This window comes from Marinitenerispora sediminis (genome assembly GCF_003336425.1).
GTDB classification, from domain to species: domain Bacteria; phylum Actinomycetota; class Actinomycetes; order Streptosporangiales; family Streptosporangiaceae; genus Marinitenerispora; species Marinitenerispora sediminis.
In genome coordinates this window covers 42,338-53,013 of sequence record NZ_QEIO01000039.1, presented here as the reverse complement: position 1 = coordinate 53,013, position 10,676 = coordinate 42,338, and the positions used below count along the sequence as shown (strand labels likewise).

Sequence of the window (10,676 nt, the reverse complement as noted above, 5' to 3'; positions counted from 1 at the left end):
CGCCGCGGCGGCGACCTGGGCGACCAGCAGGCCGATGGGGCCGGCTCCGGTGACGAGCACCCGGTGCCCCGGGCGCACGTCCGCCCGGCGGACCGCCCACACGGCGACGGCGAGCGGTTCGACCAGGGCCCCGAGCTCGGTGTCGATGCTGTCGGGCAGCGGATGGACGGCCCGGTCGGGGACGACCACGTGCTCGGCGAAGGCGCCGTGGGTGGGCGGCGACCCCAGGCAGGTGCCGTCCGGGCAGACGTTGTAGTCGCCCGCCCGGCAGTAGGCGCATCCGCCGCAGCCGACCGCGGGCTCGACGGCCACCCGGGTACCGACCGGGGTGGCCGCCTGCGGGCCGGCCGCCACCACGGTGCCCGCGGCCTCGTGGCCGAGGACGGTGGGCCGGCGCAGGACGTTCGCGCCGTTGCGGCCGGAGGCGAAGTAGTGCAGGTCGGAGCCGCAGACGCCGACCGCGTCGACGGCCACGCGGACCGCGTCCCCGGTCAGCGGCGGCAGCTCCACGTCCTCGACGCGGATGTCGCCGGCGGCGTGCAGGACGGCCGCGCGGGTCTGGTTTCGGGCATGGGGTGCCAAGGACATGGCGTTCGTCCTCGTTCTTCCTGGTGGGACGGCCGGTGTGAGGCCGGCCGGAGGGGGCCGGGGCCCGGGAGGGGCCCCGGCGGTGGCGCTCAGGCGCCGGTAGCGGTGGCGGTGGCCGCGGACGCCTCGGCGGCGGCGGCTTCGGGGCCGTGTGCGGTGATGACGTCGACGAGTTCGGCGACGCGCTCGACGAAGGCGCGTTCGGCGCCCACGTCCGGGGTGAGCAGATGGTCCTCGGCGAGGACGCCCTCGACGAAAGCGCGGGTGGATCCGGTGCGGGCGGAGCGTTCGGCGAGCCGCTCGCGGGCCGGGTCGCGCATGGCGGCGGCGTGCGGGCCCGGGTCGGCTCCGGGCCGCGGTGCGACGCAGCAGAGGTAGGCGGCGACGGTCAGCGCGAGGTGCTGCGGCACCCCGCCGTTCGCGAGGTGGAAGAGGGCCGGTTCGGGGACCCGCTGGGCGAGTTTCACCGAGCCGTCGCCGCCCACCTGGCTGGTCCGGTGCCCGAGGGCGGTGTTGGCCCAGCGGCCGAACAGCTGGGCGACGTAGGAGTCGAGGTCCACGCCGTCCGGAACGGTGAGCGTGGGTGCGTACTCGTCGAGGAGGACGGCGCGGGCCGCCTGCTCCACGAACGGGCGGGCGACAGCGTCGGGGATCGTGGCCGCGCCGGCCAGGGCCCCGAGGTAGGCGATGAGGGAGTGCGTCCCGTTCAGCAGCCGGAGTTTCAGCAGTTCGTACGGTTCGACGTGGTCGGTGAAGAGCGCGCCGCCCGCCTCCCAGCGGGGCCGGCCGGCCGCGAACGCGTCCTCCAGCACCCACATGCTGAAGGGTTCGGCCGGCACCGGCACGAGGTCGCGCAGGCCGAGTCGGCGGCCGACCGCCTCGCGGTGGGCGCCGGTGGTGGCGGGGACGATGCGGTCCACCATGGACGACGGGAAGGCCACCGCCCGGTCGAGCCAGGGCAGCAGCTCCGCCTGCTCCGCCGCGGGGAGCTCCGCGGCGAACTCGCGCACGAGGCTCGCGGTACGCTCGCCGTTGGCGGACAGGTTGTCGCAGCTCAGGATGGTGACCGGCGCGGCGTGGCTGCGGAGCCGGTGCTGGAGTCCGCGCACCAGCTGCCCGACCACCGTGGTCGGCGCGCGGCCGTCCCGGAGGTCGTGGCGCACCCCCGGGTCGTCGAGGTCGAGCCGCTGCGTGGCGGGCGAGTAGGTGTAGCCGTTCTCGGTCACGGTCAGCGTGACGACGCGGGTGGCCTCCGCCCCGATCGCCGCGACGACCGCCGCGGGGTCGTCGGCGGCGACGTCCGCGCGGGTGTGCACCGCGGGGACGGTGACGGCGGTGCCGCCCGGGGAGATCTCCAGGACGGCGCTGAGCAGGTCCTGCTCCCGCAGTGCGGCCACGACCGCGCGCGAGCGGCTGGCGAAGGCGTGCACACCCCATGGCCCGTCCTCCTCCGCCAGCGCCGCCGCCGTGTACACGGCCTGGTGGGCGCGGTGGAAGTTGCCCAGCCCGAGGTGGACCTGGCCGGTACCGAGGCCGGTGCGGTGGTGGCCGCGGACACCCGGCGGCAGGGTCGCGGCGCTGATCGGCTGCTGCACGGTCGTCACCAATCCGTCATCGAACCGTCGCGGCGGCGCGCGACGGGCAGGTAGGCGCCCTCGTACGGGAAGCGGGCGGCGAGCGCCTCGTCGAGCCCGACGCCGATCCCGGGAGCGTCCCCGGGGGTCAGGTGGCCGTCGGCGTAGGACCACGCGTGCGGGAACACCTCGTGCACCAGGGGGTCGTAGCCCATGTACTCCTGGATGGCGAAGTTCGGGGTGGACAGGCCCACGTGCAGGGAGGCGCCGAGCGCCACGGGCGAGACGTCGGAGGGTCCGTGCGGGGCGCCCCGGACCTGGTAGAGCTCGGCGAGCTGGAAGATACGCCGCACGTGGCTGATGCCGCCCGCGTGCGAGACGCAGGTGCGCACGAAGTCGATGAGCTGCTCGGTGATCAGCTGCTGGCAGTCCCAGACCGTGTTGAACACCTCGCCGACGGCGAGCGGCACGGTGGTGTGCCGGCGCACCAGCCGCAGGGCCTCCTGGTTCTCGGCGGGCGTGACGTCCTCCAGCCAGAACAGGTCGGCCGGCTCCAGGGCCCGGCCGAGGCGGGCGGCCTGCTGCGGGGTGAGCCGGTGGTGGGCGTCGTGCAGCAGTCTGAGCTCGGGACCGACCTCCGCGCGCAGCCCGCTGAGGACGTCCGGGGCGCTACGCAGGTAGGCGTCGGTGTCCCAGACCTCCTCCACGGGAGCGGCGCCCCGGCCGGCGGGCTCGTACGCCCGCGCCTCGCGGTCCACCCCGTAGACGGTGTCCAGCCCGGGCACGCCCATCTGGGCGCGGACCGCCTGGAACCCCTGCTCCGTCTTCTCCCGCACCGAGTCGAGCAGCTCGGGCAGCTCCCAGCCGGTCGCGTGCGTGTAGCCGAGGACCCGGTCCCGGACCGGGCCGCCGAGCAGCTGGTAGACGGGCTGGCCGAGGGTCTTGCCCTTGATGTCCCACAGTGCGACGTCGACCGCGCCGATCGCGGCCATGGTCACGGGTCCGCGCCGCCAGTAGGCGCCCCGGTAGAGGTACTGCCAGGTGTCCTCGACACGGCGGGCGTCGCGGCCGAGGAGCAGCGGCGCGACGTGGTCGCGCAGGTACGAGGCGACGGCGAGCTCGCGCCCGTTCAGGGTGGCGTCGCCGTATCCGACGACACCGTCGTCGGTGGTGACCTTCAGGGTGACGAAGTTGCGGGTGGGGCTGGTGACGATGACCTCGGCGCCCACGATGCGGTCGCTCATCGGGCCTCCACGACGTTGCTGAGCGGCTGGCCCGCCGCGAGGCGGGCGATGTTGGCGGCGACGTCGGCGGCGCGCCCGAGGAAGGTGTCGCGGGTGACGCCGGAGACGTGCGGGGTCATCACGACGGTGTCCAGTTCGTGGAACGGCGCGGAGGCGGGCGGGACCGCGTCCGCGCCCCCGTCCGGCCCCGGATAGCGGTACCAGACGTCGAGGGCGGCTCCGGCCAGCCGCCGGTCGCGCAGCGCGGCGTAGAGGGCCTGCTCGTCGACGACCGGGCCCCGGCCGACGTTCACCAGCACGGCCTCCGGACCGAGCAGCGCCAGCTCCCGCGCCGAGATCATCCCGCGGGTGCGCTCGCCCAGCGGCACCGAGACGACCAGCAGCTCGGACTCGGCGAGCAGCCGGTCCAGGTCGTCCAGGCCGCCGGCCCAGTCGAGTCCGCACGCGGCGGCGTCCACCGAGCCGGTGCGGGTGACGGCGGCCCCGGCGGCGCGGAACGCCCGCAGCAGTTCCCACGTCCGGGCACCGATGTGCCCGAATCCGAGGAAGCCGACCCGGGCTCCGACGAGGGCCCGCGGCTGCGGCAGCGAGCGGTCGTACACCGGGGACGCCCAGCGCCCGGTGCGCAGCGCGGCGTCCTGGCGGGCCAGCCCGCGGCGCAGGGTGACCGCCGTCGCGACCACGTACTCGGCGATCGAGTCCTCGTGGTGGAAGGTGTTGGCCACCCGCACGCCGGCGGGCAGCGCCGCCGTGTCGACACCGTCCACACCGGCCCCGGCCACCTGCACGAGCCGCAGCCGCGGGGCGGCGCCGGCCATGGCGGCGGTGAACCGGGAGCCCACGAACACCTCCGCGTCGGCGAGGTCCGCGGTGACGGCGGCCGGGTCGGCGGGGACGTGCCAGGAGGCCCGTGCCCCGCTCGGCAGGGCCCGTTCGAGCTCGGGACGCACCGCGAGCAGGTTGGGGTCGGCTATGACGATCTTCATCGGGTCCTCAGTGGGTCGGGATCGCGGGTCGGGCGCCCTCGGGCGCGCGGACGCGGCCAGTGGAACCGCGCACGACGAGTTGGGTGGCGAGGCGCACGGTGCGCGGTGTCCGGCGCTCGCCGGCCAGCGCCCGGTGCACGAGGTCGAGGCTGAGCGCACCGGCCCGCGCCATCTGCGTGCGGATGCTGGTGAGCGGCGGGGAGCCGATGCCCGCCACCGGGACGTCGTCGATGCCGACGACACTGAGGTCGGCGGGCACCTCCAGCCCGAGGGCGCGTGCCCCGCGGATGACACCGAGGGCCACCAGGTCGTTGTGGGCGACCACCGCGGTGGCGCCGCTGGCCGCGACGCTCGCCGCCGCGGCGACCCCGCCGTCGACCGTCTCCGCCTGCGACCCGAGGACCGCGAGTTCGAGCCCCCGCTCGCCGGTCAGGGCGCGCATGATCTCCACGCGGTGCTGGTTCGACCAGGAGTGCGGCGAGCCCTGGATGTAGGCGAGCCGGCGGTGCCCGAGCGCCTCCAGGTGGTCCAGCGTCTGGCGCAGGCCGTCCGAGGCGTCGTTCAGCACGCAGTCGCCGCCCGCGAGCTCGCGGTTGACCAGCACCACGGGGACCGGGCCGCACAGCTCCACGACCTGGTCGGCCCGCTGCCGGGGCGAGCACACGACGATGCCGTCGACCCGCGTCCGGAGGTGCTCGATGACGTCGTGCTCGCGCTCCACGCCGCCGTCGGTGTCGGCGACCACCACGGTCTGCCGGCGGTGCCAGCCCTGGCCCTGCGCCGCCTTGACGAACGCCCCGAAGACCGGGTTGGCGATGTCGGGTACCACCACCGCCACGGTGATGCCGCCGGTGTCGGCCGGGCGGCCGCCCCCCGGGGCGCCCGCCGGGGAGTGGTACCCGAGCTCCTGCGCCGCCGCCAGGACCTTGCGCAAAGTTGTCGGCGCCAGGCGCTCCGGTTCCGTGAAGGCACGGGATGCGGTCGAGAGGGCGACGCCGGCGGATTTCGCCACGTCGGTGAGCGTGACCGTCACCTCGCCTCCTCCCTCGCCGCAGCCACACGTGCGGCGGAAGTGATCGCCGCCACACCAAGAGAGTGGATCAAGTTGCGCAATATTGTCAAGATCTTCCCTCCACTTGACACAGGTTCACACGGCCGATTCTCGCGGCCTCGCCGGCCTCCCGCTGACCGGCCCGTCACTCGCGGCCTGCGGGACGGGCCGGACGCACCGGCGGCCCGGGCTCGCGCCCACCGGCGTGGCGGCCCGCACGCGAACGGCCCGGTGGCGGGGTACCCCGCCACCGGGCCGTTCGGGCCGCGGTACCGCCGCTACAGGCGGCAGGCGTATATGTCGGTGACCAGGATGGCCCGCGCCCCCAGGTCCCAGAGGTCGTCCATGATCTGCTGCGCCGAGCGCCGCGGGACCATCGCGCGCACCGCCACCCAGCCCTCGCGGTGCAGCGGCGAGACGGTCGGCCCCTCCATGCCGGGCGTCAGCGCGACCGCCTCGTCCAGCCGTTCGGCGTGCACGTCGTAGTCCATCATCACGTAGTCCCGCGCGACGAGGACGCCGCGCAGCCGGCGGAGCAGCTGCTCGATCTTGGGGTCGTCGTCCGCGCCCCGCTGCCGGATGACCACGGCCTCGGACTCCAGGATCGGGTCCCCGAAGACCTCCAGCCCGGCGTTGCGCAGCGTGGTCCCCGTGGAGACGACGTCGGCCACGGCGTCGGCGACCCCGAGCTGGATGGCGCTCTCCACGGCGCCGTCGAGGTGGATGACCCGGGCGTCGACCCCGCGCTCCTCCAGGTAGGCGGTCAGCAGGCCGGCGAACGACGTGGCCACCCGCTTCCCGGCGAGGTCCTCGACCTTGAGGCCGGCGCCCCCGCGCGCGGCGAACCGGAAGGTGGAGCCGCCGAACCCGAGCGGCAGCACCTCGTCGGCCGGCGCCCCGGAGTCGAGCAGCATGTCGCGGCCGGTGATACCGGCCTGCAGGATCCCCTCGCCGACGTAGACGGCGATGTCGCGGGGACGCAGGAAGAAGAACTCGGTCTGGTTCTCCGGATCCACCAGGACCAGGTCCCGGGAGTCCTTGCGCTGGCGGTAGCCGGCCTCGCGCAGCATGGCGCTGGCGGGTTCGGCGAGCTGGCCCTTGTTGGGCACGGCGATACGGAGTTGGTCAGGCATCGGAGGCGGTTCCCCCACTCGTCGGCTTGCGCTGGTCGGACGTCCACGGCGCGGTCGGTCCCGGGCTGCAGCCGGGATCGACCTACAGATGCTGGTAGACGTCCTCCAGACGCAGGCCGCGGGCCAGCATCAGAACCTGGAGGTGGTAGAGGAGCTGCGAGATCTCTTCCGCCGCGCGCTCGTCGGACTCGTACTCGGCGGCCATCCAGACCTCGGCGGCCTCCTCGACGACCTTCTTACCGATCGCGTGCACACCGGCGTCGAGGGCCACGACGGTCCCCGATCCCTCGGGGCGCGTTCGGGCCTTCTCGGACAGCTCGACGAACAGCTCTTCGAAGGTCTTCATGATCACTTTCCTTGACGAGGTGCCCTCCTAGGGTAGGCGCACCCCGGACCAGAGTACGCCCGGGACACGGGGTCGCCACGCCGCCGCGCCGCCGGCCGCCTGCGGTTACTCCCCCGCCGGCCGCCGGCTGCCGAGGCGGCGGGCGGCCCCCCGGAACAGCCCGCCGGGGACGATCCGCAGCAGCCCGCTGGCGGCCTTGTACTGGACGCCCGGGATGACCTCGGCGGCCCCGGCGGCCCACGCCCGCAGTGACTCCACGACGACGCGCTCCTTGGCGACGAAGACGACGTCCGGGAGGCCCGCCTCCTGGACGTCGCGGGTCATGTCGGTACGCACGTAGCCCGGCAGCACGACGGTGACGGCCACCCCGTGCGGCGCGGCCTCGACCGCGACGCTGTGGGTGAAGCTGCGGACGAACGCCTTGCTGGCGGCGTAGACGGCGCCTCCGGGCGACGCCGGGAGCAGCCCGGCCACCGAGGCGACGTTGAGCACTCCGACCGGGCCGGTTCCGCCGGCCGCGCGGCGCCGGATCTGGCCGGGCAGCACCGCCCGGGTCAGCCGGACCAGTGCGCGCACGTTGAGGTCGACCATCGCGTCGAGCAGGTCCGGGTCCTGGCGGGCCAGCTCACCGCCGTGGCCGACGCCGGCGTTGTTGACCAGTAGGTCGACCGGGGACGTGTCGTCCCGCAGCCGCTCCTCGACCGCGGCGAGGGCGGAAGCGTCGGCGAGGTCGGCCGGCAGGACGGCGACGTCGACGCCGTGGGAGGCGCGCAGTTCGGCCGCGAGTTCCTCGATGAGGTCGGCCCGGCGGGCCACGAGGACGAGCGCGAACCCGCGCTCGGCGAGCCGGCGGGCGTACTCCGCGCCGATGCCGACGGAGGCGCCGGTGACCATGGCCGTTCGGGGGTGACGCTGGCTACCGCTCATGGCCAGAAGGCTACCCCCCGGGAGCTGGCCGCCCCAGGGGCGGTTCCGGGCCGCCGCCCGGTGGCACCACCGGGCGCCACCTCGCTTGACAGCGGCCTTAGCCCGATACCGAGTAACGTCGCGGCATGGCAGTCACACAGTCCCCTGACAACCCCGCGGGTCCGGACAGCCGTCTGCGGGACGCGCGGCTCTTCCTCACGCAGGCCCTCCAGACCTTCCGTGCCACGGGCTCGGTCGTGCCGAGCAGCCCGGCGCTCGCGCACGCGCTCAACCGGTACGTCGACGAGCGCCCGGACCCCGCCGCGCCGCTCAGCATCCTGGAGTCGGGGTCCGGCACCGGCCCGGTGTCCCGCGCCATCGCGGCGCACATGCGCCCCGGCGACACCCTGGACCTGGTGGACCCCAACCCGCGCTTCGCGGAGCACCTGCGCGGTCTGCTCACGACGGACCCCGGCCTCTCCGCGGTCGCCGACCGGGTCACGGTGCACGAGAGCCTCGTCACCGACCTCGGCGTCGACCGGCGCTTCGACGTCATCATCTCCGGCCTGCCGTTCGCGAACTTCACGGCCGAGGAGGTCCAGGAGATCCTGGACTACTACTTCACCGTGCTCCGGCCGGGCGGGCACCTCTCGTTCTTCGGCTACCTGTACACCAAGCAGGTCAAGGCGATCATCGCCCCCCGGGCCGACTACCTGCGGCAGGTGCGGTCCGGCTGGGTGGTCGACGACTGGGTGAAGCGCTACGGGGTCGGCCGGGAGCGCGTGTTCGCCAACGTCCCGCCGGCGTGGATCTTCCACTTGCGCAAGCCCCTGGAGGACGGCGGCGGGTCCTGATCCGGCCCGCCTGTCGCCCGCCGGCCCCGCCGTCCGCCCGGACGGCGGGGCTTCTGCTACTGCGCAGGCGACCGCGGACGCCCACCACCGCCACCGCGGACTACCGCGGGCGGGTGTGCTCGCGGGCCGGTCCATCGCGACCGGCCGGGAGCCCCTCACGGACAGTGCTGTCAACCTTTATTGATAAGCGCGGGGGGTCAACATAAGTTGACGACATCGGTTCTTCGCACTCACACGAGGTGGGACCCCATGTTCGAACGCTTCAACTCCGACGCCCGCCAGGCCGTCATCAACGCCTCCGGGGAGTCCGAACGCGCGGCGCACGGTGTCGTCGACGACGTGCACCTGCTGCTCGGCCTGCTGACCGAGGCGGCCGGCCCGGCCGCCAAGGTGCTGCACGACCACGGCGCCTCCCTCGACGACCTGCGCACCCGGGTCCACGGCCTTTCCGTTCCGGCCGCGGCACCGCCGCGCCGGGGCGTCCTCCGGCTGCCGCGCCGCTCCGACCACCGCCCGTTCACCCGGGCCGCCAAGCGCTCGCTTGAGGGCGCCCTGCGCGCCGCGGCCCGCCGCCGCGACCGGTCGATCGGCGGCTGCCACGTGCTGGTCGCCCTGCTGGACACCGAGGACGGCGGGGCCCGGCGCGTCCTCGCCGACGCGGGGGTGGACGTGCAGGCGCTGCGAACGGCGGCTGAGGGCCGACTCGGCACAGCGCGCTAGCGCGGGCGCTCGCCGCCGCTCGCCGTGCGGTACCGGCGCAGGACGGGACCGCACGGCCCACACTCCGTTGGAGGGCGGCATGGCGTGCTCGCCGACCGACCGGAGCAGCCCCGACCGGGGACCGAACGGGCGGCAGCGCCGCGGTGCCCGGTGGCACACGCGCCGGCCGGCACCCGAACCGGCTGGCACCGCCTCCGGACGACGCGCTCCGCCCGGGGGTCCGCGGTACGTGCGTCCCGGCTGCGGAGGCGGGCCTGGACCGGGTCCCGCAGCCGGAAACCCGACTCGGCCACAGCACCGGTGGCTGGAGCTCTGACCTCCGTCCCGGAGAGTGCGGCGGACACGCCCCACCCGGCGTTGCCGCAGCGGCCGGACCGCCCCGAGGCGGCGCTTCGACCGGACTCAGCCAGCTGACGGCCGGTCCGCCACGAACACCGCCGTCCCCGGGATGATCCGGCCGCGCAGCGGGCTCCAGCCGCCCCAGGTGCGGTCGTGGCCGGGCGGCCACTCCGGTTCGACCAGGTCCACGAGGCGCAGCCCGGCGCCGGCGACGGCGCGCACCCAGTCGCCCACGGTGTGGTGGTGCTCGACGTACACCGCGGCCCCGCCGGCGTCCTCCTCCACGTAGCCGCGCCGGTCGAAGTAGGAGTCGCGGGCCGTCAGCCCCGCCTCGCCTGGATCGTCCGGGAAGCACCAGCGGATGGGATGGGAGACCGAGAAGGCCAGCCGGCCGCCCGGTCGCAGCACGCGCGCGATCTCGCGCAGCGCGGCGGCCGCGTCCGGCACGAAGGGAAGGGCTCCGTAGGCGGAGCAGACGGCGTCGAACGCCGCGTCGGCGAAGGGGAGCCGCTGCGCGTCGGCCTGCACGACGTCGAGCGGCCGGGCGCCGGCGGCGTCGTCGATCCGCAGCGAGTGCAGCAGCTGGCGGTGCGAGACGTCGATGCCCACGACCTCGGCCACCCCCTGGGACCGCAGCCAGCGGCCGCACTGGCCGGCTCCGCAGCCGACCTCCAGGACGCGCCCGCCGGCCAGGGCGGCCGGATCGCCCAGCAGCCGGGCCGCCGCCTCGTCCAGCCCCTCGGGGCCCCAGACGAATCCGGCGTCCCGCAGGAACGCGCCGTGCTCGCGCTGGTACTCGTCGGCCTGGCCCTCCCACCAGGTCCGGCTCGCCCGCGCGCTCTCGTCGGGTCCGGCGGCGCGCCGCGCGACCCGTGCGACCTCGGCAGACGGAAGATCATCGCTCATCCCCTCATCCTCGCAGCGCCCGGGGACGG

11 protein-coding genes are annotated in these 10,676 nt (G+C 75.1%); 2 read left to right on the top strand and 9 right to left on the bottom strand.

What is annotated here, in order from left to right:
- The 8 genes from DEF28_RS10150 to DEF28_RS10115 all read right to left on the bottom strand — a co-directional run.
- Positions 1 to 588: alcohol dehydrogenase catalytic domain-containing protein (locus DEF28_RS10150; protein ID WP_158562791.1), on the bottom strand; the 588-nt coding region annotated here is incomplete at its 3' end.
- 89 nt (positions 589 to 677) lie between these two features.
- Positions 678 to 2,192 carry a mannitol dehydrogenase family protein gene (locus DEF28_RS10145; RefSeq protein WP_199493199.1) on the bottom strand — a complete coding sequence of 505 codons (1,515 nt, stop codon included), beginning with the start codon at positions 2,190 to 2,192 and terminating at the stop codon, positions 678 to 680.
- A complete protein-coding gene (gene manD / locus DEF28_RS10140) occupies positions 2,189 to 3,406 on the bottom strand; it encodes a D-mannonate dehydratase ManD (protein WP_114397997.1) in 1,218 nt (405 codons plus the stop codon). The genes DEF28_RS10145 and manD overlap by 4 nt, the downstream gene beginning before the upstream one ends.
- Positions 3,403 to 4,392 carry a 2-hydroxyacid dehydrogenase gene (locus DEF28_RS10135; RefSeq protein ID WP_114397998.1) on the bottom strand — a complete coding sequence of 330 codons (990 nt, stop codon included), beginning with the start codon at positions 4,390 to 4,392 and terminating at the stop codon, positions 3,403 to 3,405. The genes manD and DEF28_RS10135 overlap by 4 nt, the downstream gene beginning before the upstream one ends.
- Before the next feature lie 7 nt (positions 4,393 to 4,399).
- Positions 4,400 to 5,425: a LacI family DNA-binding transcriptional regulator gene (locus tag DEF28_RS10130; protein WP_114397999.1), complete on the bottom strand. Its 1,026-nt coding sequence runs from the start codon at positions 5,423 to 5,425 to the stop codon at positions 4,400 to 4,402.
- Positions 5,426 to 5,721: 296 nt separating this feature from the next.
- Positions 5,722 to 6,576, bottom strand: a complete 855-nt coding sequence (gene hisG / locus DEF28_RS10125) for an ATP phosphoribosyltransferase (RefSeq protein WP_114398000.1) — start codon at positions 6,574 to 6,576, stop codon at positions 5,722 to 5,724.
- An 82-nt stretch (positions 6,577 to 6,658) separates the two neighbouring features.
- Complete coding sequence (locus DEF28_RS10120; protein ID WP_114398001.1) at positions 6,659 to 6,922, bottom strand: phosphoribosyl-ATP diphosphatase; 264 nt, start codon at positions 6,920 to 6,922, stop codon at positions 6,659 to 6,661.
- Between the two features lie 105 nt (positions 6,923 to 7,027).
- The gene (locus DEF28_RS10115; RefSeq protein ID WP_233515217.1) at positions 7,028 to 7,849 is read right to left on the bottom strand and encodes an SDR family NAD(P)-dependent oxidoreductase; all 822 of its coding nucleotides are present in this window, start codon (positions 7,847 to 7,849) and stop codon (positions 7,028 to 7,030) included.
- Positions 7,850 to 7,974: 125 nt separating this feature from the next.
- Between DEF28_RS10115 and DEF28_RS10110 the strand changes: the two genes are divergently transcribed.
- Together DEF28_RS10110 and DEF28_RS10105 are read left to right on the top strand one after the other, a co-directional pair.
- Positions 7,975 to 8,682, top strand: coding sequence for a class I SAM-dependent methyltransferase (locus tag DEF28_RS10110; protein ID WP_114398003.1), 708 nt, complete (start codon positions 7,975 to 7,977; stop codon positions 8,680 to 8,682).
- A gap of 249 nt (positions 8,683 to 8,931) precedes the next feature.
- Positions 8,932 to 9,402 carry a Clp protease N-terminal domain-containing protein gene (locus DEF28_RS10105; protein ID WP_114398004.1) on the top strand — a complete coding sequence of 157 codons (471 nt, stop codon included), beginning with the start codon at positions 8,932 to 8,934 and terminating at the stop codon, positions 9,400 to 9,402.
- Positions 9,403 to 9,804: 402 nt separating this feature from the next.
- On the opposite strand, the gene DEF28_RS10100 is transcribed toward DEF28_RS10105, so the two are convergent.
- Positions 9,805 to 10,647 (bottom strand): class I SAM-dependent methyltransferase, encoded by an 843-nt coding sequence (locus DEF28_RS10100; RefSeq protein WP_114398005.1) that lies wholly within the window; start codon positions 10,645 to 10,647, stop codon positions 9,805 to 9,807.
- Positions 10,648 to 10,676 lie beyond the last annotated feature (29 nt).